Annotated in this window: 22 protein-coding genes; 15 read left to right on the top strand and 7 right to left on the bottom strand. The window is 63.9% G+C overall.

Translation table 11 applies throughout. The features are described from left to right. Positions 1-52 precede the first annotated feature (52 nt). The 3 genes from AC5RU3_RS11125 to nhaA all read left to right on the top strand — a co-directional run bounded on the left by AC5RU3_RS11125 (position 53) and on the right by nhaA (position 1,986). Positions 53-391 (top strand): DUF3140 domain-containing protein, encoded by a 339-nt coding sequence (locus AC5RU3_RS11125; protein WP_309071787.1) that lies wholly within the window; start codon positions 53-55, stop codon positions 389-391. 62 nt (positions 392-453) lie between these two features. After that, complete coding sequence (locus AC5RU3_RS11120) at positions 454-621, top strand: hypothetical protein (RefSeq protein WP_309071788.1); 168 nt, start codon at positions 454-456, stop codon at positions 619-621. Positions 622-696: 75 nt separating this feature from the next. Continuing rightward, positions 697-1,986, top strand: a complete 1,290-nt coding sequence (gene nhaA, locus AC5RU3_RS11115) for a Na+/H+ antiporter NhaA (RefSeq protein WP_493965544.1) — start codon at positions 697-699, stop codon at positions 1,984-1,986. On the opposite strand, the gene AC5RU3_RS11110 is transcribed toward nhaA, so the two are convergent. Continuing rightward, on the bottom strand, positions 1,981-2,802 hold the full coding sequence (locus AC5RU3_RS11110) for an SGNH/GDSL hydrolase family protein (RefSeq protein ID WP_309071790.1): 822 nt from the start codon (positions 2,800-2,802) through the stop codon (positions 1,981-1,983). The two genes, nhaA and AC5RU3_RS11110, sit on opposite strands and share 6 nt — an antisense overlap. A 120-nt stretch (positions 2,803-2,922) precedes the next feature. Between AC5RU3_RS11110 and AC5RU3_RS11105 the strand changes: the two genes are divergently transcribed. The 11 genes from AC5RU3_RS11105 (at position 2,923) to AC5RU3_RS11055 (ending at position 14,453) form a co-directional block, all read left to right on the top strand. Next, positions 2,923-3,762, top strand: a complete 840-nt coding sequence (locus AC5RU3_RS11105; protein WP_493965543.1) for an SDR family oxidoreductase — start codon at positions 2,923-2,925, stop codon at positions 3,760-3,762. Between the two features lie 74 nt (positions 3,763-3,836). Continuing rightward, complete coding sequence (locus AC5RU3_RS11100) at positions 3,837-4,187, top strand: ArsR/SmtB family transcription factor (RefSeq protein ID WP_458115815.1); 351 nt, start codon at positions 3,837-3,839, stop codon at positions 4,185-4,187. Positions 4,188-4,189: 2 nt separating this feature from the next. Next, complete coding sequence (locus AC5RU3_RS11095) at positions 4,190-4,669, top strand: SRPBCC family protein (protein WP_309071793.1); 480 nt, start codon at positions 4,190-4,192, stop codon at positions 4,667-4,669. A 72-nt stretch (positions 4,670-4,741) separates the two neighbouring features. Next, positions 4,742-5,365 carry a flavin reductase family protein gene (locus tag AC5RU3_RS11090; protein ID WP_493965542.1) on the top strand — a complete coding sequence of 208 codons (624 nt, stop codon included), beginning with the start codon at positions 4,742-4,744 and terminating at the stop codon, positions 5,363-5,365. Next, positions 5,362-6,498 (top strand): acetylesterase, encoded by a 1,137-nt coding sequence (locus tag AC5RU3_RS11085; RefSeq protein ID WP_493965541.1) that lies wholly within the window; start codon positions 5,362-5,364, stop codon positions 6,496-6,498. The genes AC5RU3_RS11090 and AC5RU3_RS11085 overlap by 4 nt, the downstream gene beginning before the upstream one ends. A gap of 192 nt (positions 6,499-6,690) precedes the next feature. Beyond that, positions 6,691-7,635, top strand: coding sequence for a carbohydrate ABC transporter permease (locus tag AC5RU3_RS11080; RefSeq protein ID WP_309072477.1), 945 nt, complete (start codon positions 6,691-6,693; stop codon positions 7,633-7,635). Continuing rightward, positions 7,625-8,563, top strand: coding sequence for a carbohydrate ABC transporter permease (locus AC5RU3_RS11075; RefSeq protein WP_493965540.1), 939 nt, complete (start codon positions 7,625-7,627; stop codon positions 8,561-8,563). The genes AC5RU3_RS11080 and AC5RU3_RS11075 overlap by 11 nt, the downstream gene beginning before the upstream one ends. 77 nt (positions 8,564-8,640) lie before the next feature. After that, a complete protein-coding gene (locus tag AC5RU3_RS11070; RefSeq protein ID WP_309072474.1) occupies positions 8,641-9,945 on the top strand; it encodes an ABC transporter substrate-binding protein in 1,305 nt (434 codons plus the stop codon). Positions 9,946-9,990: 45 nt separating this feature from the next. Next, positions 9,991-11,301, top strand: a complete 1,311-nt coding sequence (locus tag AC5RU3_RS11065; protein ID WP_493965539.1) for an ABC transporter substrate-binding protein — start codon at positions 9,991-9,993, stop codon at positions 11,299-11,301. 24 nt (positions 11,302-11,325) lie between these two features. Then, positions 11,326-13,350 carry a DUF6807 family protein gene (locus AC5RU3_RS11060; protein ID WP_493965538.1) on the top strand — a complete coding sequence of 675 codons (2,025 nt, stop codon included), beginning with the start codon at positions 11,326-11,328 and terminating at the stop codon, positions 13,348-13,350. Then, positions 13,347-14,453, top strand: a complete 1,107-nt coding sequence (locus AC5RU3_RS11055) for a M24 family metallopeptidase (RefSeq protein ID WP_375164446.1) — start codon at positions 13,347-13,349, stop codon at positions 14,451-14,453. Before AC5RU3_RS11060 ends, AC5RU3_RS11055 begins: the two co-directional genes overlap by 4 nt. A gap of 2 nt (positions 14,454-14,455) precedes the next feature. On the opposite strand, the gene AC5RU3_RS11050 is transcribed toward AC5RU3_RS11055, so the two are convergent. Together AC5RU3_RS11050 and AC5RU3_RS11045 are read right to left on the bottom strand one after the other, a co-directional pair. Further along, the gene (locus AC5RU3_RS11050) at positions 14,456-15,085 is read right to left on the bottom strand and encodes an alpha/beta hydrolase (RefSeq protein ID WP_493965537.1); all 630 of its coding nucleotides are present in this window, start codon (positions 15,083-15,085) and stop codon (positions 14,456-14,458) included. After that, positions 15,082-16,122 carry a ring-cleaving dioxygenase gene (locus AC5RU3_RS11045; RefSeq protein WP_309072133.1) on the bottom strand — a complete coding sequence of 347 codons (1,041 nt, stop codon included), beginning with the start codon at positions 16,120-16,122 and terminating at the stop codon, positions 15,082-15,084. Before AC5RU3_RS11045 ends, AC5RU3_RS11050 begins: the two co-directional genes overlap by 4 nt. A gap of 105 nt (positions 16,123-16,227) precedes the next feature. Here AC5RU3_RS11045 and AC5RU3_RS11040 point away from each other — a divergent pair, with 105 nt between their 5' ends. Then, a complete protein-coding gene (locus AC5RU3_RS11040; RefSeq protein ID WP_493965536.1) occupies positions 16,228-17,319 on the top strand; it encodes a phosphotransferase in 1,092 nt (363 codons plus the stop codon). On the opposite strand, the gene AC5RU3_RS11035 is transcribed toward AC5RU3_RS11040, so the two are convergent. From AC5RU3_RS11035 to AC5RU3_RS11020, 4 genes are read right to left on the bottom strand one after another with little or no spacing between them, the layout of a single operon-like run. Next, positions 17,316-18,380 carry a mandelate racemase/muconate lactonizing enzyme family protein gene (locus AC5RU3_RS11035; RefSeq protein ID WP_493965535.1) on the bottom strand — a complete coding sequence of 355 codons (1,065 nt, stop codon included), beginning with the start codon at positions 18,378-18,380 and terminating at the stop codon, positions 17,316-17,318. The two genes, AC5RU3_RS11040 and AC5RU3_RS11035, sit on opposite strands and share 4 nt — an antisense overlap. Then, entirely contained in the window at positions 18,377-19,282 is a 906-nt protein-coding gene (locus AC5RU3_RS11030; protein WP_493965534.1) for a 5-dehydro-4-deoxyglucarate dehydratase, read from the bottom strand. The genes AC5RU3_RS11035 and AC5RU3_RS11030 overlap by 4 nt, the downstream gene beginning before the upstream one ends. A 3-nt stretch (positions 19,283-19,285) precedes the next feature. Further along, a complete protein-coding gene (locus AC5RU3_RS11025) occupies positions 19,286-20,233 on the bottom strand; it encodes an NAD-dependent epimerase/dehydratase family protein (RefSeq protein ID WP_493965533.1) in 948 nt (315 codons plus the stop codon). Continuing rightward, positions 20,226-21,644, bottom strand: a complete 1,419-nt coding sequence (locus AC5RU3_RS11020) for a Gfo/Idh/MocA family protein (protein WP_493965532.1) — start codon at positions 21,642-21,644, stop codon at positions 20,226-20,228. Before AC5RU3_RS11020 ends, AC5RU3_RS11025 begins: the two co-directional genes overlap by 8 nt. Positions 21,645-21,672: the final 28 nt, after the last annotated feature.

Genomic DNA, 21,672 nt, shown 5'->3' with positions numbered 1-21,672 from the left:
TACTTGTTGATGAAACCCATGATGAAACCAGTGTACGAGGGCAGGAGAAGGCATGAGCAACAGCACAGGCGTTGATGAGGTCTGGGACGACTGGAAAGAGGCCGTCAACATGACCGCCTCCGAGTTGGAGAAGTGGCTGGACAGTGACGAGTCAAAGGCAGTCGGGCAGAAGGACGACGGCGGCGAATCGGTCGGCCATGCGTCCGGCCGACGCATCATCAAACTCCTGTCCACGAAGAAGTCAGATCTCACCGACTCGGATGTCGAGCACATGCGCAAGGTGGTGGGGTACGTGCACCGCCATCTGGCACAGAAGCCGTCCTCCGACGTCGAGCATTCGAAGTGGCGTTACTCACTCATGAACTGGGGGCACGACCCGCTGAAGGCATGAGACCGGCGTAGCGGGCACAGGGCGCCGTCGGGCCGTTTTTCGTCCCTTGCTAGAATTGGGACATGATTCCGGCCAGCTTACAGATGCCCCGTGCGCTTGTACGGGCGCTGGCCGTGTTCCCGAACCGCCTGCTGCTGACCAAGCGGGCAAGTGGAACCAACGGATGGATGAGTTCCTGGGGGACCAACGCACACGGCGAGATCGCCGGCTGCCCGCCGCCACGTCGCTGACCTGCATCTGCCCCTCATCGATCAGGACCGCAGATGCCCCATGCCCGCGGACACTCCTCGACGAAAGCACCCCCCATGACGCAGCACGACTCCGCTCTCCCCCCGAACCAGCAGCCGCACTCCATCTGGCGCGGGGCGCACCAGACCCTGAGCAAGGACACCACCGGCGGCGCGCTCCTGCTCGGCGCGACGATACTCGCTCTTATCCTCGCCAACTCCCCGGCAGTGGACTTCTACAATTCAGTCCGCGAATTCAGGCTGGGACCAGAATTCCTTCACCTGAACCTGAGCGTCGGAGCCTGGGCCGCGGATGGGTTGCTCGCCATCTTCTTCTTCGTTGTCGGACTTGAACTCAAGGAGGAGTTCGTCGCTGGAAAGCTGCGAAACCCTCGGAGCGCGATTGTGCCGATTGTTGCGGCTGCAGGCGGCGTCCTCGTCCCAGCGATCGTCTTCACCCTGATTAACCTGCAGGGCGGGGCCGAAGCGCTGAGCGGTTGGGCTATCCCGGCGGCCACCGATATCGCTTTTGCCGTCGCAGTGATCGCCGTCGTCGGACGGCACCTGCCTCCTGCACTGCGGACGTTCCTGTTGACCCTCGCAGTTGTGGACGACCTCCTGGCAATCACGATCATTGCCATTTTCTATACAGCCACCATCCAGATCCTCCCATTGCTCCTGGCCCTGATCCCCCTCGCTGTGTTTGCCGTCCTTGTCCAGCGCGGGGTTCGCACTTGGTGGATACTCATCCCTCTCGGGGTTTCCGTCTGGGTCCTCATCCACGAATCGGGCGTTCATGCGACTGTCGCCGGGGTGCTGCTGGGCTTCATGGTTCCAGTCATTGCCAAGGGCCGGGCGCAGGTGCAAACCGGCACAGACGCAAACGGCAAGCCGGTTGTTGAGGGACTCGCCGCTCATTTCGCTGACCAGTGGGCAGTAGTGTCCACTGCGTTCGCGGTTCCGGTCTTCGCCTTCTTCTCTGCCGGAGTAACCGTGGGGGGTTTTCATGGCCTCGTCGAATCCCTGCAAAGCACTGTGGCGCTGGGCATCATCGGCGGGTTGGTCGTGGGCAAGTTCGTCGGCATTGCGGGGTTCACTTTCCTGCTGACCCGGCTGCGGGGCATCGCCATCGACGCGTCCCTGCGGTGGGCGGACATCATCGGCGTTGCCTTCGTGGCCGGTATCGGCTTCACCGTTTCCCTCCTCGTCGGAGAGCTTTCCTACGACCCGTCCAGTAGCACGGCGGACGATGTGAAAGTCGGTGTTATTGTCGGTTCCCTCGTTTCCGCCGTTATCGGCGCCTTCATTCTTTCCGCTCGAAATCGCCACTACAGGGACATGAAGTCCGTCGACGTTCCTCGTTCATGAACTGGGGGCACGACCCGCTGAAGCAGTGAGTCGTTCGGCAGCAAGCCTCTTCAGCCCGTCCGCTGGGCGGATGGGCGTAGGCCATCGTGGCTCGAGGTGATCGCCCAGCGTTACGTTGCGGAGACGTCGACCGAACATGGGAATCACCCACTCGCCCCACCACGCCGTCTCCTTGCGAAGCAACTCAGCCATCGTCAGGCGCTGGTGAGGCCGGAGCGGTTTGGAGGTGAGGGTGTGGTCGACGCCGAGAACGCGCAGCACATGCGCCGCCATGTTCTTATGGCCGGCCGGGGACATGTGGAGGCGGTCAACGTCCCATAACCGCGGGTCGTGGTATTCGTCGAAGCACCAGTAATCGACGAGCAGCGCGCCGTAGTCTTCGGCGATCCTCCGGACGTGGTCGTTGTAGGTCCAGTTCCGCCGCCTCATCGGTTCGAGAACCGGGTGCAGCCGCACGTCAAAGCCGGTGAAGAGCAGTGGACGGGCGCCGGCCGCTGCTATGAGTGAAACCATTTCCTCATAGGTCTCCATGAGCGGTGTGATGCTCGTGCGCAGTTCAAGAATGTCGTTTCCCCCGGCATAGACACTGACCACCGTTGGGTGCAGATCGAGCGCGGGCTGCAGCTGCTCGTCAATGATCTGGCGAAGACGCTTGCTTCGGATAGCAAAATTGGCGTAGCGCCAAGTGGGATCCTGTTTGCTCAACTGCTTGGCCACCCGGTCCGCCCACCCACGGACGCCGTTGGGGTAACGGGGATCCCAATCCCCCACTCCCTCCGTGAAGGAGTCACCGATAGCGACGAACAGTCTGGACACTGCTCCACGCTAGGGACCAGGGACGACGCCGGCTCATCCTCCATGTGTCGGCGAAGGAAATTGCGATGGAAACTGCGATGAATTTGGAATATTCACGGCGGGATCTGCGCTCCACCGAGCATGAACCCACGAATTGCGGTCACCGGCTCCACCGGACACGTCGGCGGAGAAGCTGCCCGCCTCCTTTCGGACGAAGGCTACGAACAGAAGCTGATTGTGCGGGACCCCGCGCGAGCGCCCGAACTCACGGGCGCCAGCGTTGCCCGCGCCGAGTACGCCGATCGGAAGGCAGCCGTGGAGGCCCTCCGCGGCAGTGAGATCCTCTTCATGGTTTCAGGCGCTGAGGCAGAAGACCGCGTTGACCAGCACCGCACGTTCATCGACGCGGCGGTCGAAGCCGGTGTTCAGCACATCATCTACACCTCGTTCCTTGCCGCATCGCCGGACGCTACCTTCACGCTCGGACGCGATCACTGGGCTACTGAGGAATACATCCGCAACTCAGGCCTGAACTACACGTTCCTCCGCGACAACTTCTACCTCGACGTCCTGCCACTCTTCGCCGGGGATGAAGGGGTGCTGCGCGGACCGGCCGGAAACGGGCGAGTGTCAGCCGTGGCACGGACCGACGTGGCACGCACCGCCGTCGTTGTCCTGAAGGATCCGGAAGCTCACTCCCGCCGCACCTATGACCTCACCGGCCCTGAGGCTCTCTCGCTGGGCGAAGTGGCGGCAACTACCACCCGCGTCACCGGGCGCGAGACCCGGTATGAAGAGGAGACCGTCGAAGAGGCCTACGCGTCGCGCGCCCACTATGGTGCGCCGGGATGGCAGGTGGATGCCTGGGTGAGTACGTACACCGCCATCGCTTCGGGAAAGCTCGAACGCACGACGACGGCAGTCCGGGATCTTACCGGCTCCGAACCGATCGGCCTCGAAGAACTCCTTCGGCGCTCCTAAAAACCCTTGACCTCCGATGAGGACAAGCCTAATGTTGTAATCAATCAATTCGTTGATAAAGGATCGTGTTGACAATGGTGACGGACGCAGACCGGCTGGACCGGGCCTTCATGGCCCTGGCCGACCCCGCGCGCCGGAGCATCATTGCGCATCTCAGCCGCGGTCCGGCAACGGTCAACGAACTGGCCGCACCCTTCAACATCACGAAGCAAGCGGTCTCCAGGCACATACAGGTCCTTGAACAGGCTGAGCTGGTGACCCGCTCGCGAGACGCCCAGCGTCGTCCAGTGCACCTCAATGCGGCACGGCTGGAGACGCTCACCGCGTGGATTGACCAGTACAGGCTTGTCCGTGAGAGCCAGTTCCGCGCACTCGATGATCTACTCGAATCCAAGGCCAGGACCGGCCACGCACCCAAGGATTAATGATGACCAACCCACTCAAGCTTTCCGTCCCAGCCGAACTTCCCTTCATCGACGTCGAGCGGGAATTCGACTTTCCGGTAGAGGCCGTCTTCGAAGCACACAAGGACCCGGACCTCATCTTCCAGTGGCTCGGCCCGAGGGGCCTCACCGCCACGGTCGACCACTACGAGTTCCGCACCGGCGGCAGTTACCGCTACACCCATACCGGACCCGACGGCGTTGCGTACGGCTTCAGCGGCATTTTCCACACCGTCCGCGAGAACGAATTCGCCATCCAGACCTTTGAGTTTGATGGCTATCCCGACGTCGTGAGTCTTGAGTTCCTCCGGTTCGAGGACCTCGGCGGTGGCCGCTGCAAGCTGGTGGGACACTCCGTGTACCCCTCGCAGGAGGCCCGTGACGGCATGGCGCAGTCCGGAATGGAAGCCGGAATGACCGAAGGCTACGAGCGCCTCGATGAGCTCCTGGCCAGTCGTGGGTGAACTTTCCTGCTGAGAGGCCCGAATCGGCTTGGTGCTTCGCGTCTGGTCGCTGCCGCCCCTTAGGCTCGGTAGATGCGCAGGGACTTCTACCGGGACCAACTATCAGCCGCAGCGTTCTATAAGCTGCTGACCGCTACGGTGGTACCTCGCCCCATCGCGTGGGTCGCTTCCCGGTCCGAGAGCGGAGTGGACAATCTCGCTCCGCACTCATTCTTCACCGTGGCGTCCACCGACCCACCGGTCATCCAGTTCACCTCCGTCGGCGAAAAAGACAGCCTGCGCAACGTCCGGGCGACCGGTGAGTTCACGGTCAATCTCACCCCTGAGCACCTCTTCGAGCGAGTCAATGCCACCGGCACAGCGTTCAGCCCGAAGACCAGCGAGTTCGAGGCCGCCGGTCTCCGGCGGGAACCGAGCACCTTCGTGCGCGCACCCAGGGTTCACGAGTCACCAGTGGCGCTGGAATGCCGCCTCCACAGCCTGATTCCCGTGGGGAACTGCACGCTCGTCCTGGGCGAAGTGGTACACGCCGCGATCTCCGAGCAGGTTCTCGACGGCGATCATCCCCGAGTGGATCTGCTCAAGCCGCTGTCCCGGTTGGGACGCAACGAATGGGGCACCCTCGGGGAAGTCCGGCAGATCAACCGGATCAGGCTGGAGGACTGGCCGGGTGATTTCCCGGTTGATACGCCATGACCTCCGCGCCGAGCCCCATCGCCGGGTTTGAAGATTGGCCCGATGCCGTACAGCGGCTGGCCAAACGCAGCGGATACAACCGGGCAAGCGCGCAACTAGCCGCCGCATTGGGCGTACCCGCAGCACTTCCTGCGCCACCTGTCTCGGTACTGAGCTCCCAGGTTGTTGAGGGAGTGCTGCTGGAGGAGCTGGTTTGGCAGCTGCCGTACGGTCCTCCTACCCGCGGTTATTTCCTCAAACCAGCGAACGCGACGGCCCCGCTGCCGGGCATTCTGTGGCTGCACTGCCACGGCGGCAACAAATGGCTCGGGGCGGAGCGGCTGATCGACTCGGCGAGTGGCAGGACCCCGGAAGTCGCAGCAATTCAGCAGAATCTGTACTCGGGACATGCCGTGGCCAACAAGCTGGCGCGCTCCGGCTTCGCAGTTCTCGTTCATGATGCCTTCAGTTGGGGAAGCCGGAGGTTCCAGCTCGATCCTCCGCCCGCCCGAATAGCTGACCAGATGGCCGCCCAGCGGGCCCTGTGGCGCGAACAAGGTGCGCAATGGACGCCGGCATTGGAGTACAACGCGGCAGCGGCTCTGCATGAACACACCCTGGCCAAGACCGCTGGACTTCTGGGCACGAGTTACGCGGGAATCATCGCATTCGAGGATCTGGCCGCATTGGATGTTTTGCGAAGACTCCCCGGCGTCGAGCGCAGAAGCATCGGCGTCGGCGGTTTTTCCGGGGGTGGCGGGAGGGCGCTGGTCCTGTCCGCTCTGGCACAGGAAGTTCGTGCCGCCGTCGTGTGCTGCATGATGACCACCTTCAGGGGTCTTTTCCCCTCCCACATGGACGCCCACTCCTGGCTGCTGGCCACACCTGGGCTTCCTTCGTCGTTCGACTGGCCGGAGCTCACGGGCATCAACGGCTCATGCCGGTATCTGATGCAGTTCGCGCGTCAGGATGCCCTCTTTTCGGAGAGGGGAATGCGTGACGCCGATACAATGCTTCGCGCCTCAGTCCCGCCTGATCGTTACAGCGGCACCTGGTACGACGGCGGACACGTGGTGACTGGCGAGATGCTGCGGGAAACTGCGGCATTCCTGCAGGCTTCGCTCCCTGGGCCCGGAAGCGGTATGACGGGCTGATTCGCTCAAGAAAACGTTTTCCTTGACGTGTGGCACGTCACACACTAGGGTCGAGTGCAGTCACGAGAAAGCGTTTTCTCGAACCTCGAACGCTCACCCTACGACCCCGACAGAAGGTACCCATGAAGCTTCCGAACCTTGCGCGAGCGGCGGCGCTGGAAACCGCCTGCCCGAGTGCGGAAAGGACCGGCGATGTCAGCCCTGTCTGAGATGTCGCGGCTGAAGAAAGAGCCGCGCGGAAGTAAGCGAAAGCTGACCGCTGCCGAAAAGAAAGAGGAGCGGGTCTCCTATCTGTTCCTCGCTCCATGGTTGGTAGGCCTGGTGGTCATCACCATCGGGCCGATGGCGGCGTCGCTTTACCTCTCCTTCACTGACTACAACCTCCTCCAGCCGCCGGAATGGACCGGACTGGACAACTATCTTCGAATGTTCGAGGACACCCGCCTTCAGAACTCGCTCGGGGTGACCTTCCTCTACGTCTTCGTCTCCGTCCCCCTCCAGCTCATCGCAGCACTGGCGCTCGCACTGATCCTGGACCGCGGCATGCGGGGACTCAGCTTCTACCGCTCGGTCTACTATCTACCGTCCCTGCTCGGCGGCTCTGTTGCCATCGCAGTGCTGTGGCGGCAGATCTTCGGCACCTCCGGCCTGATCAACCAGCTCCTCGCCCTCGTTGGCATCGAGGGCATGGGGTGGATCGCCGACCCGTCCACGGCACTGGGAACCCTGATGGTGCTCAACGTGTGGACGTTCGGCGCACCGATGGTTATTTTCCTCGCCGGACTGCGCCAGATTCCGACCATGTACTACGAGGCTGCGGCCATGGACGGTGCGTCCAAGGTACGTCAGTTCATGACCATCACGGTGCCGCTGCTGACACCGATCATTTTCTTTAACCTGGTGCTGCAGATCATCGGAGCATTCCAGTCCTTCACCCAGGCCTTCGTGGTCTCGGGCGGCACGGGCGGCCCCGCCGACTCGACGATGTTCTTCACGCTGTACCTCTACCAACAGGGCTTCGGCAACTTCAACATGGGTTACGCCTCGGCCATGGCCTGGCTGCTGTTGCTCATCATCGCGGCCTTCACCTTCATCAACTTCATCGCCTCGAAATGGTGGGTGTTCTATGACGACTAATATCGCGCCCCAGACCAATACGCCCCGCGAAACCACGCGGAAGCAGGTTCCCGCTACCCCGCCGGTCCGCCGGAAGAAGGGCAGCGACGAGGAACTGCACGGAAGCGCTGGACGCCGGCTGCTGAAACACGTTCTGCTCACCATCTTCGGCATCATCATGCTCTACCCCCTGCTGTGGATGCTCGTCAGTTCACTGAGGCCAAATGACGAGATTTTCCGGGAAGCCGGTCTCTGGCTGACCACGTTCGAGATCAGCAACTACACCGAAGGTTGGAACGCCCTGCAGTCGCCGTTCGGGCATTACATGATCAACTCGATGATCGTGGTGATCGGCTCGATCATCGGCAACCTGGTCTCCTGCTCCATGGCGGCCTACGCCTTCGCCCGGCTGAAGTTCCGGCGTCGCAACCTGCTCTTTGCCATCATGCTCATGACCATCATGTTGCCGATCCACGTGATCATCGTGCCGCAGTACATCATCTTCTCGGAGCTGGGCTGGGTGAACACCTTCATCCCGCTGGTCCTGCCGAAACTGCTCGCTACCGACGCGTTCTTCGTGTTCCTCATGGTGCAGTTCATCCGCGGTCTACCCCGCGAGCTGGATGAAGCTGCCCGTATCGACGGCTGCGGCCATGTGCGGATCTTCACCCGCATCATCCTTCCGCTGATGGTGCCGGCGCTGGCAACCACCACCATCTTCACCTTCATCTGGACGTGGAACGACTTCTTCAGCCAGCTGATCTACCTGACCGACCCCGAGATGTACACGGTGCCGGTTGCACTCCGATCCTTCGTGGACAGCACCGCCACCTCCTCCTGGGGCTCGATGTTCGCCATGTCCATCGTTTCCCTCCTTCCGGTCTTCCTGGTCTTCCTCTTCGGCCAGAAGTACCTGGTCAAGGGCATCGCCACCACGGGCATCAAATAATCGCACCGTCCTGACAAACCAGCGCATCTCTCTACACCTGAGCGCGACAGACACCTGACAGATAGGAAAGAAATTCAATGAGGAAGTTCTCCCGCCCTGCCCGCACGATCACTGCGGCCTCAATGGCCCTGGTCTTCGGTGCCTCCCTCGCCGCTTGTGGAAGCGGCGGCAGCGAGGCCGCCGGTGACGGCAACCTGCGCTTCTCCTGGTGGGGTTCGGACCCGCGCCACGAGGCAACGCAGGAAATCATCGACATCTACGAGGCGAACAACGAGGGCGTCACCGTCGCCGGCGAGTTCTCCGACTTCTCCGGCTACTGGGACAAGCTGGCGACGACGACGGCGGGACGGGATGCGCCCGATGTCATCACCATGGACGAAAAATACATCATGGAGTATGCGGGCCGCGGAGCGCTGACCGACCTCACGGAACTCGAGAATCTGGACCTGTCCAAGTTCCCCGAAGCCGCGCTGGATCTGGGGCGCTACGAGGACGGTGTCTACGGTCTCAGCACCGGACAGAACGCCTACTCCGTGATGGTCAACGCCGACCTCTTCGCCGAGGCAGGCGTGGAGATCCCGGATGACAGCACGTGGACGTGGGATGACTACTACAAAATCTCCGCGGAGATCAGCGAGAAGCTGGGCGATGTGAAGGGAACCGATTACGGCGCGCTGGACGGCGACCTGCGCATCTGGCTCCGGCAGAACGGGGAGGAGCTGTACAACGAGGACGAGCCGGGCACGGTCGGATACTCACAGGAGAACCTCGTCTCATGGTTCGAACACCTGCTCAACGTGCGTGACACCGGCGGCGGCGTCAGCGCAGCCCAGTTCACTGAAGCTGCTGCAGGCACCTTCGAAGCTGAGAACTTTCCGACCAAGAAGGCCGCCATGGGCTGGTACTGGTCCAATCAGCTCGGCGCGCTGCGCTCGGCCACCGGTGATGATGTCCAAATCCTCCGGGTCCCTTCACCGTCGGGCAATGCTGAGGACAACGGCATGTACTACAAGGCGTCCATGTACTGGTCCATCTCCAGCCAGTCCGACGACCAGGAAGCAGCTGCCGACTTCGTGAACTTCCTGGCGAATGACCCGGCTGCCGCCGAAAAGATGCTCGTCGACCGGGGTGTTCCTGCGAACCCGGACATGGCCGCAGCAATCGAGCCGAAGCTGGATGAGGCCCAGAAGACCGTTGTCTCCTTCCTTGAGGAGATCGAGCCGGAGGTGTCGGATTCGCCGAAGCCATCGCCCATCGGAGCGGGAACCGTGCAGGAGACAATCGTGCGCTACGTCGGTGAGGTCCTCTTCGACAACCTCACCCCGGAGAAGGCAGCCGAACAGCTGACCACCGAAATCGAAGGCATGATCAGCGCGGGCTGATCCGGTCACCACCATCCATTCACTCAACAGACAGGACGAGGTTCAATGAAGAAGATCTCCCGTTCAACCCGCACACTCACGGCCGCAGCTGCAGCCGTCGTTCTCACCGTTTCACTTGGCGCCTGCGGCAATGGCGGCAGCGGCGGCACCAATGCCGGCGACGGCAATTTGCGCTTCTCCTGGTGGGGTTCGGATCCGCGCCACGTGGCGAACCAGGAAATCATCGACCTGTTCGAGTCGGAGAATGAGGACATCACCATTGAGGGTGAGTACTCCGATTTCAGCGGCTACTGGGACAAACTCGCGACGACGACGGCAGGCCGGGATGCCCCCGACGTCATCACCATGGACGAGAAGTACCTCCAGGAGTACGCCGGGCGGGGTGCCCTGGCCGATCTGAGCACCCTCGAGGGCATCGACACCTCCAAGTTCGACGACGATGCCCTGAATCTGGGCCGCTACGAAGAGGGTCTGTACGGGCTGACCACCGGCCAGAATGCCTACGTGGTCATGGCCAATGAGGACCTCTTCAAGCAGGCCGGCATGGAGCTCCCGGATGACTCCACCTGGACCTGGGATGACTACTACCGGATCTCGGATGAGCTGACGGAGAAGCTCGGCGGAGATATCGTGGGCACCGACTATGGAGCCCAGGATGTCGACCTGAGGATCTGGCTCCGCCAGCACGGTGAAAACCTCTATAACGACGACGAACCGGGCACGGTCGGATACTCCCCTGAGAACGCCACGGCCTGGTTTGAGCACCTCCTCGAAGTACGCGACGGCGGCGGCCCCAGCGCTGCCCGCTACACCGAGGAGATGTCGGGTTCCTTCGAGGCGGGTGGTTTCGCGACCAACCGCGCGGCGATGGGTTGGTACTGGTCGAACCAGCTGGCAGCGCTTCGCACGGCGAGCGGCAGCGATGTGACCATGCTGCGGGTGCCGTCCGAGAGCGGATCAGCGGCAGACAACGGCATGTATTACAAGGCATCCATGTACTGGTCGATCTCCAGTCAGTCGGATGACCAGGAAGCAGCGGCGGAGTTCGTCAATTACCTTGCGAACAATCCCGAAGCGGCAAAGAAGATGTTGGTCGACCGCGGCGTTCCTGCCAACCCTGACATGGCTGAAGCCATCGCCCCTGAGCTCGACGAGAACGACCAGGCTGTTGTGGACTTCCTCGACGAGATCCGTCCCGACATGGCAGAGCCTCCGCTGCCCTCCCCCGTAGGGGCCGGCGGTGTCCAGGACATGGTCAAGCGCTACGTGTCCGAGGTGCTGTTCGACAAGCTGACCCCTGAGCAGGCCACTGAAAAGATGACCGCAGAGATCGAAGGGATGATCAGCGCAGGCTGATCATCCGCAGAACGGAACGTGAACATGCTCGACCCCGCACCCGGCCAACTGCACCCGTTGGAGCACGCTGCCGGTGACACCACCGCCGTCGCCCGTGTCGCTCTCGTGGGTGTCCACGGCTACGGTGCCCGGCACCTGGACAATCTCCGGCGGCTGGAGAACGACGGCGCTGCACGGCTTGTGGCAGTGGCTGACCCGCACCCGCCGGCTGACGGGGTGCTGGGTGCGGAGGTAGGGGTGTTCACATCGCTGGAGAACCTGCTCGCGTCGGGGGTGGCACCCGACGTCGTCGTGATAGCCACCCCCATCCAGGCGCACGCGCCGCTCGCGCATACCGCGATAGCGGCCGGCGCGGACGTCTACCTCGAGAAGCCGCCTGTGGCGTCAATGGAGCAGTACAAAGCCCTCCTGACTGCTGCGGAGGAAGCCGGCGTAGCCGTGCAGACCGGGTTCCAGAGCCTGGGCTCCGCAGCGCTGGACCGGCTCGACGAACTCGTGGCATCGGGATCGTTGGGCTCGGTTCGGGGCGTCAGTGCGCTGGGAGCCTGGGTTCGAACCCGAGGTTACTTCGCGCGCTCACGCTGGGCGGGAAAGCGAACGCTGGACGGAGTGGACGTGGTCGACGGCGTGGCCACCAATCCGCTCGCCCATGCGGTTGCAACCGCCCTTCGTGTGGCCGGTGCAAGGGAAGCCTCCGACGTGGCTACCGTCGAGACGGACCTGTACCGGGCCCACGACATCGAGTGCGATGACACGTCCACCCTCCGGGTCCGGAGCACTTCCGGCACCGTTGTCACGCTCGCGCTCACCCTGTGTGCCGCGGAGCAGACGCGTCCCAGCGTCACGCTTCACGGCACACAGGGCACGGCGGTGCTCTACTACACCGAAGATGAGCTCGCCGTTACTACTGCTGACGGCACGACGACGGAGCACTTCAACCGGACGAACCTCCTGGACAATCTGCTGGACCACCGTCTACACGGCACTCCCCTGCTCAGCCCGCTGTCCTCCTCCGGAGCCTTCATGCGGGTTCTCGATGCTGTCCGGTTGTCCCCGCCGCCGCAGCCGATCGATCCTTCTTTCATCACCTGGGTGGGTTCGGGAGACGATGCGCATCCAGTGGTGCGCGGCATTGAGGACCTGCTGCAGCGGGCCTGCCTCGCCCAGGCGACCTTTACGGAGCTGGCCCCGGGCTGGGAGCGACCGTCGTCGTCTGTATCCCTTTCGGTGGACGGCCAGGACGTGGGTACGTACCGCGAGGGCACGACCGTTTCACCGATGCTTGCCCCGCGCCCCTATCTGCATCCGATCACAACACGAGGCGGCGTTGTGGTGAGCGACCATTTCCCTGCGGACCACGTCTGGCATCTTGGGGTCGGTGTGGCTATCCAGGACGTCGACGGAGTCAATCTGTGGGGCGGGCGCACCTACCGGCGCAAGGAGTCGGGCTATGTCTGGCGCCCGGACCACGGCCGGATCTCCAGGACGGCCCTTTCACGGCGTGGAAACTCCCTGGAGGAGACCCTGCGCTGGAGCGGGCCCGACGGTACCGCGCTGCTGCACGAGGCCCGACGCATCAGCTGGCGCGCAGTGAACGAAGCGGTCTGGGCGCTCACGCTCGATTTCACGCTGACGCCTGTGGCTGATGGCGCAGTATCTCTCGGCAGTCCCGGCTCTAACGGCCGGATCGGCGGCGGTTACGGCGGCTTCTTCTGGCGCCTGCCCGCCTGCGAAAGCCCCTCCATAACGACGGCGGACGCCTCCGGTGAGGAGGGGGTCCACGGCACAGTATCGGAGTGGCTGTGCTGGCAGGGACGATTCCAGGGTCAGGAGGCCACGCTCGTCTTCCTGCCGAATGACGCAGCCGGCGACCCGTGGTTCGTGCGGGCCGCAGGCTATCCGGGAGTCGGACTTTCCCTCGCCTGGGGCCGGCCCGTAAGCGTCACCCGACAGGACCCGCTTCTTCGCTCCGTCACCATCCTCGTCGCCGACGGCGCCGTTCCACCAGAGACTGTCCGCACCCTCGCGGCCGAAGAAAGGCACGCATGACCACCACACCAGTCGCCAGCCGGGACGCGCTCTCCGAGCCTGTTGATGACCTGACCGGCGAGCATGCCGTCAAGCGCGCGCGGATCATGGAAATCCTCGACCGAACCGGCCACGACTCGCTGCTGATGACGAGCAACACGGTCATGACCTGGTACCTGGGCGGCAGCCGCCTGCACATCAGCCTCGCCGGTGATCCGGTCGCCGTTCTGCTCGTAGACCGCGAACGCGACCACCTCGTGACTTCCAACAACGAAGCGGACCGGTTGATCCGTGAAGAACTGCCTGCCGGCGTCGTTGTTCATCCCGTGCCCTGGTATGAGTCCGTACTGGAGGTGGCGCGCCGTCTGGCGGTACCGGAGCCATTGGCTGAGGCAGACGTGCAGCGGGAACTGCGAATGGCGCGGCAGGAGCTCCTTCCGGTCGAGGCGGAGCACTATGCCGCTCTCAATCGGGAAGTGGCGCGGGCCATGACGGACGTGCTCTCAGCGGTGCGGCCGCATACAAGGGAGCGTGACGTCGCTGCGGAGCTGTCCGCCCGGATCGTCGCCATGGGTGCAGAACCGCTGGTCCTGTTGTGCAATGGCCGCGAGCGCTCGGCTTTCCGTCACCCCCTGCCGACGGCGGCGCCTCTGGGCCGCCGGGCTATGGCCGTTGTCTGCGCGCGGCGTCGCGGCATGGTTGCCAACGTCACGCGCTGGGTGCGGTTCGATGGGTCAACGGCTGCAGAACGCGATGCAGAGGTCCGGATCGCCGCGGTTGAGGCTGACATCTTCGCGGCCACTGTGCCCGGTGCCCGGCTCGATACGATTTTCGACGGCATCCGCCGCTCCTATGCAGTGCATGGTTTTGGTCCCGAGCAGTGGCGTTTACATCACCAGGGCGGTCCGGCCGGTTATGCGGGCAGGGATCCGAAGGTGACAGCGGCAACCGACGACGAGGTGGTGCTGAACCAGGCGTTCACATGGAACCCGTCCGGACCTGGCGTGAAAATTGAGGACACCGTACTGCTCACGGCAGAAGGGGTCCGGGTACTCAGCGTCGATGAGCGCTGGCCTACCGTCGAGGTGAACGGCCTGATGCGTCCGGCGACCCTCGAGATCTAGAATCAGAGGCGCTTGAGCCAACCGACGGCGGCGCTAAGATCCGAACTGGCGACCCCGTGGCCGCCATCCCTCAGAACCTGTTCGACGTCGGCCCCCTGCCGCCGCAGTTCCTGCACCACGGTGGTGACGCTCTCCAACGGCGCCATCGGGTCCGTCCGTCCGTTGAGCACGAGGAACCGGCTGCCGGACAGATCGCCCTCCGTAGTGCGGTCTCCGAACGGATACATCCCGGAGAACGTAATCACGCGGTCGATCACGTCGGCATGGAGCATGGCCGTTGCCAGCGCGATGTTTGCACCGTTGGAGAATCCGACGGCGATGAACTGCCGGTCACCCAGGCCGTACTGCTCCCGTGCCTCACCAACGAACTGTGCCAGCTCGCCGGCACGCAGAATGACGTCGTCGACATCGAACAATCCCTCCCCGCGCCGGGCAAACCACCGCAACATGCCCTTCTCCTGCGTTCGGCCACGCGGAGCGAGCACACCGGCGGACGGGTCGAGTTCCGCGGCGAGCTGGGCAATGTCCTGCTCGTTCGACCCTGTCCCGTGCAGCATCAGGAGGATAGAGCTGTTGGCGGAACCTTCCCGATAGATGTGCGGCCAGTCCGCGGCGTTCGGCGCGCCCGTCATGCGTTCTGTCCCGTTGACTCATTGACGGTCCCGTCGACCGTTCCAACCGCACTTTCGAGGTCAGAGCCGGCGTCGCTACCGAGGATGTTGTTGTCCTCCGGCACCTTGATCCGGGCCACGGACGCCTCGATGTCTTCCCGTGACGGCTCAAGCCACGGCGGGAGCTTCAACGACCGGCCCAGTTCGAGCAGAGGTTCATCGACGTTGAATCCCGGGGTGTCGGTCGCAATCTCGAACAGCACGCCGCCCGGTTCGCGGAAGTAGATGGACGTGAAGTACTGCCGGTCCAGGATGGCCGTGACCCTGAAGCCGCGCTCCACAAGGTCCTGGCGCCAGAGTTCCTGAGTAGCCTTGTCCGGCACCCGGAAAGCGATGTGGTGCACGGTGCCGCCGGCGACCAGCCCATACTGGCCGGAAGAATCCGCGACGACGTCAACGATGTTGCCTGCACCGCCGTCGCCGGCTTCCAGGCGGGTACGGCCGGGGGTCTCCTCTGTGATGCGCAATCCCAGGTCCTCGGTGAGGACACGCAACGTGTGCTCCGGGTTGGCGACGGTCAGCACCGAGGAGTGCTGACCGCGCACGGCGTGGTCCGCAGGGACGAACGAGGAGTCCCAGGGGTTGCGCGGGTCCGTGGTGGAGGAGGCGACGAGATCGAGTTGGAGGCCGTCCGGGTCGCGGAGGGAAAGTCTCTCCTCCTGCGCCGATGCACGGGAGATGGAGGAGTCCACGCCGAGGGAACGAAAGTGGTTCTGCCACCAACCGAGACTTCCCTCCGGAACGGAGAACGCCGTCGTCGTCGACTGGCCTGCACCGATGCGTCCCGGCGCTACCTGACCCCATGGGAAGAACGTCATGAGCGAACCCGGACGGCCGGCGTCATCGCCGTAGTACAGGTGATAGGTGGACGGGTCGTCGAAGTTCACGGTTTTCTTCACGAGGCGCAGCCCCAGACCGCGGATGTAGAAGTCGATGTTCGCCTGAGGGTCGCCCGCGATGGCGGTGACGTGGTGCAGACCCGTGGTGTGCGCTGTCATGGTGATCCTCCGGAGCTCCCGGTCGGCCCCTGCGGTCGACGCGTATAGATGCAAATGCATGCACCTTCTTCGTTATTCCCACGGGCAGCAGATAGCCTGTGGGACGTGGATGAAGGCCCGAACGAGTTGTTGAAGTCGGCCGTTGCGGAAGCTGTCGGCGGCCGCGTTACCGCGCTTGGAGAAATCAAGCGAACACCCCTGGAGTACGACGCGTTCCTCGCCCATCGGAGCGTAAGCCGGGTCCGTGGCATAGCGGCGGTCGGTGGAACAGGCGTTGAGTGGTCCATGATCGAGAAACGCACCGAAGGACCAGGTCTGGCCACCTCGTACCTGCTGGATAACGGCGCGCGCGAGTTCGATGCCTACGCATCCGGAGTGCTCGATGACATCGCTCCAGGGGTGGCAGCGCCGCGGCTGTACGGAAGCGAGCTCGACTCCGAGGGCGGCAGGACGCTCTGGCTGGAGGAAATCGGCCACGACGGAACCCGTCCTCTGGACGCTGAAACGATCCTCGCCGCCGCCCATGATCTGGGCCAGATGGGCGGTCGGTGGGTAGGACGGGAACTCGCTGAGCCGTGGTACTTCACCGGGTGGATCGATCGGCATAGCCAGCCTGAAGCCGTGGAACGAGGCCTGCGCAGCCTCCGTGAGGCTCGCCCGGCCACGTCAGCGCGTCTCGGTGACCGACTGGTCGCAGCCGAACGCCTCGTCCTTGAGCAGGCGCGCTACCGGAGCTTCCTGGAATCCCTCCCCCACACCCTCTGCCATCACGACGCGGTGGGTGCAAACCTCTTCCGGTCGGATTCCCGGACTGTGCTGATTGACTGGGAATCAATTGGCGCCGGTCCCGTAGGGGCTGACCTGGCATCGCTCCTGTTTTCCTCAGTTCGTAGAGGGGATGCCCGGGCCGGTGTAGTGGTTCCGATTGTCGATGAAGCCGTAAACCGTTACTCCGAAGCCCTTCGTGCGGAGGCGGGTCACATCACGCCTGAGGAAATCCGTCTGGGGTTCGACGCCGCCATTGCACTTCGCTGGAAGCTCGCCGCGGACATCGTGGCCGGGATGGATGCGGGGCACCCTCCCCGGCGAGGAAGCCTCCCCGGGGAGGAACCAGCAGCGGCACTGGAGGACCTGATTGCCCTGCTGGACCTGCTCCTCAACTCAGCAGAACGGGCACGCAAAAGAGCATTGAGTTAAGTGAGCGCCAATCCCAGGCCGGGCTGACCGGTAACCGTCAGCCCGGATTCCGTAATCCTGACGGGCGACGGCCCGTCGAGGATGCCCAGCTCAGCCAGGGTGGCGCCGTCGACCGCTTCCACCCAGGCCGTTTCAGCAAGCGTGGACGCCAACTGACCGGACAGTTCCGGCAACAGGTGCGGCGCCACAGCGATGCTGTTCGCCCGCGCGAGCTCAACGATTCGACGGAACGGCGTGATTCCACCGACGCGGACGATGTTCGGCTGGATAATATCGACGGCATCTGCCTCGATGAAGTCGCGGAACCGGTAGATGGTGTGCACGTTCTCGCCCAGGGCGATCGGCACGGACGTGGAACGGCGCAGCCGGCGGTACGCGGACAGGTCATCGGCACGGATCGGCTCCTCGAGCCAGTGCAGGCCGTACTCACCGAGCCGGTCGAGGGCGCGCAGGGTGGTGGGCAGATCCCACCGCTGGTTGGCATCGATCATGAGCGCGCGGTCCGGGCCGATGATGTTCCGCACGGCGGCGATCCGCTCGACATCCTCGCGCAGGTCGGGTTTGCCGACCTTCACCTTGACGGCCTGCCTGCCCTCCGCCACCCAGCGTTGTGTCTGATCGACCAATTCGTCCAGGGAGTAGTGCAAATTCACTCCGGACCCATACACCGGCACCGTCTCGCGACGGCGTCCCAGCAGGTCCGGCACGGAACAACCTGCCTGCCTCCCCGCCAGGTCCCACAACGCAAGGTCGACGCCGGCCATTGCGATGGTGGTGAGACCTCCTCCGCCGGCCTCATGAAGGCGGACCCAGAGCGCGTCCCATACCTCCTCGGCGCGGGCCGGCAACCCCGCCACAAACGGCGCGATGTCATGCTCCAGCAACGCCAGAACTGCTCTGGGCCCGATGGTCGGCGTCCAGGAGAAGCCGTGCCCCGTGCCGCCGTCGTCCGTCGTCACGGTGGTGGCAATGAAGTGGTTCTCCGGGACATCCGCCCCCCACGCGCGCCGCAGGGGCGCTGTGATGAGGCGGGCTGACAGGCCGGTGATCTTCGGGGTCATGAACTTACGAGCTCCCGGCCGGCGGTGAGAATGGCCTTGAGTTCCACCAATTGGCTTTCAGTCGGATCGACCAGCGGTGGGCGGACAGAACCGACGTCGAACCCGTCCAGTCGAAGCCCCGCCTTGATCAGCGAGACACCGAATCCGGGAGTCTGGTCGCGCAACCTCACCAGCGGCGCATAGAAGCCGTCGAGCAACCGATGCCGGGCCTGCTCATCGTTGTCAATGTACGCGCGGTAGTAGGCGGTGGCGATATCCGGCGCCATGGCGAAAGCAGCGGAAGAGTAGAGCGGGATACCGAGTCCCCGGTAGGCGCCCTGGCTGAGCTCGGCGGTCAGCAGACCGTTGAAGAACTGGAAATCAGTTCGGCCAGTAGTTGCGACGGCGGACACAATCTCCTGTGCAAGGCCGACGTCCCCCACACCGTCCTTGAACCCGATCACCTTGGGATTGGCCGCCAGGCGGGCAACGGCGTCCGCGGTGAATGATCCATTAGCGCGGTGATAGATGATGACGGGCAGACTTGATGCCGCTGCCACATCCTCGACGTACGCCACCAGTCCGTCGGTGGGCCCCTTGACGAGGTACGGCGGCAGGACGAGGAGGGCATCAGCGCCCGCCTCCTCCGCAACCTTCGCCGCAGCACGGGCATGGCCGAGCGGCCCGCCGGCACCGGCAATCACCGGGACCTTCCCATTGACGGCACTCACCGCCGTGGTGACCACCGCACGGATCTCGTCGATATCGAGGGCATGGAACTCACCCGTGCCGCACGCGGGAAAGACTCCTCCCGGATTGTGGCTGAGGCGGGACTCAATGTGCTCCCGAAGCTTTGAGGTGTCCACCGTCCCCGATGGCGCGAACGGTGTGACAGGGAAAAACAGAACTCCATTGAACTGCATGTCTTACCTTGCTTCCTGGGTAGCTGACGCGAGCTGCGAGGTTGCCAGCTCGGTGCGCCAGCTGCGTTTCGGCTTCCACCCGAGCAGGCGGCCGGCCTTTTCAATCGAAAATGCCGGGCTGGTTCCATGCAGGTCGGCGGCGAGCGCACCCACTGCGGGCAGATAGCGGGGAATGAGCTCGGACAGCGGCTCACGGGCCAGCGCGTCAGCCGCCCCGACGAAGAACGTTTCGGCGTTCGGAATCCGGTCCATTGACTGCAGCAGCACGTCGAGGAAATCTGCGACATCACGGGCGTCGACGTAATTGAAGATCGCCGGCGCGGACAACGCGGGATCGTCCAGCCGCTCGACGACGGTGTGCCCCTGTTGCGTGGGCGCTCCTGCCCATTCCTCGGGCGAGATGACATAGCAGGGCCGGAATGCGGCGTAGCGGATCTTTTCACCCTGGGCTGCCGCGAACATCCGCATCGTCTGCTCGGCGAGCAGCTTGGAGAGCGCGTATGCGTTCCAGGGTTTCGGGGTCGTCTGTTCATCCAGCGGAAACGCTTCGGGCATCCACCCTGCTGGAGAACCGTACCCGAGCACTGTGGGACTGGAAGCGGTGATGATCCGGCCGACTCCAAGGTCGGTCGCCGCACCCATCACCTGGAAGGCGAGCTGGCTGTTGGTCTGGAGGATGACGCTCTCCGGTGCACTGAAGGGTACAGCGATCGCAGCGAGGTGGATGACGGCGTCGGGCCGGTGCTTTTCGATCACGCTCCCGGCAACGCCGGGGGCCAGCAGGTCGACTGCCTCCTGCCGGATCTGAGCGGGGAACACGCCGCTGGTAACCGGCGCGCGGTCCACGGAGACGACGTCGTACCCTGCGTCAGCGAGGCCGGTCACCACGCTGCGCCCCAGCCTGCCCGAGCCGCCCGTGACCAGGACTGTGGTCCGGGAGCGCTCAGTCATGGCGCACCTGACCGCTCGCATCACGGTCAGCCGCGAGATCTGCGCCCAGGCCGAGTTCGCTGATCCGGACAGGGAGTGAGGAATCGAGCGAGGCGTTGCCTGCAATGCCGACCGCCACGGCGCGCAATCCGTCCAGGTAACCGGACGGCCTGCCCAACGGGTCCTCGCCCGGCCCTTCGAAAAGGTCGGTGAGCAGCAACGCATCACCGCCGCCATGACCGCCTTCTCCGTTCACGATCGGCACTTCCACGGCGCGTTCCCAGTGCTTCTGGAGAATGAGCCGTTCACCGTTCACCCTGAGGGCGTCCTCTTCCTCCACCGGGGTGGCGCTGGGATCGACGACGTTCTTCTGGTCCGTGCTGCTCGAGACAGCGGCGCGTTCCACTACCTCAAGCTCAACCCGGCCGAGCGTCCCGTTCACCGCGACCCGGTACCCCTCCCAGGGGCTGTGTGCATTGAGGGAGTAGCTCAGGGTGGGCCCGGTCCGGTAGTCCACCACCAGGGCGAGGTTGTCCTCGATCGTGATGCCGGGTGCGAAGACGTCCTGGTCACGCTGATAGCCGTCGTGGTGTTCGTTGGCGTAGTAGAGGGCGTTCAATCGCTCGTCCTCGCGCAGATCAAGAGCGAACGGATCCCCGGCGGCGGAGTCGGTGGTGCCGCGCTCCGGGCGGTCGGTCAGCCCACGGCCTGCGGCGTTACGGTCACCGTAGAAGCGAAGCCCCCCACTGGCGAACACGCGCTCGGGGACGTCGTCGATCCACCAGTTGACCAGGTCGAAGTGATGTGAGGCCTTATGGATCAGCAGGCCGCCGGAGTTCTCTTTGCGCCTGTGCCAGCGGCGGAAGTAGTCGGCGCCGTGCACGGTGTCGAGCATCCAGCTGAAGTCAATCGATGTGACAGTGCCGATCGCGCCGCTCTGGATGAGCTCCTTCAGCGCGCTGTTACGCGGCGAATACCGGTAGTTGAAGGTGACGACGACGTCCCTGCCCGTTCGTTCGATGGCGTCGCAGATACGGCGGCAGCCTTCCACGTTGATGGTCAACGGTTTCTCGACGACGACGTCCGCGCCTGCTTCCAGCGCCTCGACAATGTAGTCGGCGTGCGTGTAATCAGGGGTGGTGACGATGACGCGGTCTATGCCGTTGTCCTGGATGAACTGTGTCAGGTCTTTGGGATCGAACTTTCCAATCGCTGTTCCGCCGGCCAGCTCCGCAGCCAGCGCGAGGTAGTACTCGACACGGCCGGGATTGGTGTCACTGATGGCAACGAGTTCGGTTGAGGAAGCATGGTCGCCGAGTGCTGCACGGACGTACATGTCGGCCCTGGACCCGGTGCCGATCAGGACGACGCGGGTGCGCTTCTGATCCTGCGACTGCGGTTCGGCAGACAGGGTGTGGGAGGCGGTGCTCATGGGGCTCCTTGGTTGGTCGGCATCAGGA

The sequence above is a fragment of the Arthrobacter sp. MDB1-55 genome, assembly GCF_059092925.1.
This window is presented reverse-complemented; position numbering and strand designations above follow the sequence as displayed.

Bases quoted from the DNA above. Each gene is read 5' to 3' on its own strand.
- AC5RU3_RS11065 (WP_493965539.1), top strand. From the start codon at position 9,991: ATGAAGAAGATCTCCCGTTCAACCCGCACACTCACGGCCGCAGCTGCA.
- nhaA (WP_493965544.1), top strand. From the start codon at position 697: ATGACGCAGCACGACTCCGCTCTCCCCCCGAACCAGCAGCCGCACTCC.
- AC5RU3_RS11100 (WP_458115815.1), top strand. From the start codon at position 3,837: ATGGTGACGGACGCAGACCGGCTGGACCGGGCCTTCATGGCCCTGGCC.
- AC5RU3_RS11105 (WP_493965543.1), top strand. From the start codon at position 2,923: ATGAACCCACGAATTGCGGTCACCGGCTCCACCGGACACGTCGGCGGA.
- AC5RU3_RS11125 (WP_309071787.1), top strand. From the start codon at position 53: ATGAGCAACAGCACAGGCGTTGATGAGGTCTGGGACGACTGGAAAGAG.
- AC5RU3_RS11080 (WP_309072477.1), top strand. From the start codon at position 6,691: ATGTCAGCCCTGTCTGAGATGTCGCGGCTGAAGAAAGAGCCGCGCGGA.
- AC5RU3_RS11020 (WP_493965532.1), bottom strand. From the start codon at position 21,644: ATGAGCACCGCCTCCCACACCCTGTCTGCCGAACCGCAGTCGCAGGAT.
- AC5RU3_RS11120 (WP_309071788.1), top strand. From the start codon at position 454: ATGATTCCGGCCAGCTTACAGATGCCCCGTGCGCTTGTACGGGCGCTG.
- AC5RU3_RS11050 (WP_493965537.1), bottom strand. From the start codon at position 15,085: ATGACGGGCGCGCCGAACGCCGCGGACTGGCCGCACATCTATCGGGAA.
- AC5RU3_RS11045 (WP_309072133.1), bottom strand. From the start codon at position 16,122: ATGACAGCGCACACCACGGGTCTGCACCACGTCACCGCCATCGCGGGC.
- AC5RU3_RS11095 (WP_309071793.1), top strand. From the start codon at position 4,190: ATGACCAACCCACTCAAGCTTTCCGTCCCAGCCGAACTTCCCTTCATC.
- AC5RU3_RS11090 (WP_493965542.1), top strand. From the start codon at position 4,742: ATGCGCAGGGACTTCTACCGGGACCAACTATCAGCCGCAGCGTTCTAT.
- AC5RU3_RS11085 (WP_493965541.1), top strand. From the start codon at position 5,362: ATGACCTCCGCGCCGAGCCCCATCGCCGGGTTTGAAGATTGGCCCGAT.
- AC5RU3_RS11025 (WP_493965533.1), bottom strand. From the start codon at position 20,233: ATGACTGAGCGCTCCCGGACCACAGTCCTGGTCACGGGCGGCTCGGGC.
- AC5RU3_RS11070 (WP_309072474.1), top strand. From the start codon at position 8,641: ATGAGGAAGTTCTCCCGCCCTGCCCGCACGATCACTGCGGCCTCAATG.
- AC5RU3_RS11055 (WP_375164446.1), top strand. From the start codon at position 13,347: ATGACCACCACACCAGTCGCCAGCCGGGACGCGCTCTCCGAGCCTGTT.
- AC5RU3_RS11030 (WP_493965534.1), bottom strand. From the start codon at position 19,282: ATGCAGTTCAATGGAGTTCTGTTTTTCCCTGTCACACCGTTCGCGCCA.
- AC5RU3_RS11075 (WP_493965540.1), top strand. From the start codon at position 7,625: ATGACGACTAATATCGCGCCCCAGACCAATACGCCCCGCGAAACCACG.
- AC5RU3_RS11035 (WP_493965535.1), bottom strand. From the start codon at position 18,380: ATGACCCCGAAGATCACCGGCCTGTCAGCCCGCCTCATCACAGCGCCC.
- AC5RU3_RS11060 (WP_493965538.1), top strand. From the start codon at position 11,326: ATGCTCGACCCCGCACCCGGCCAACTGCACCCGTTGGAGCACGCTGCC.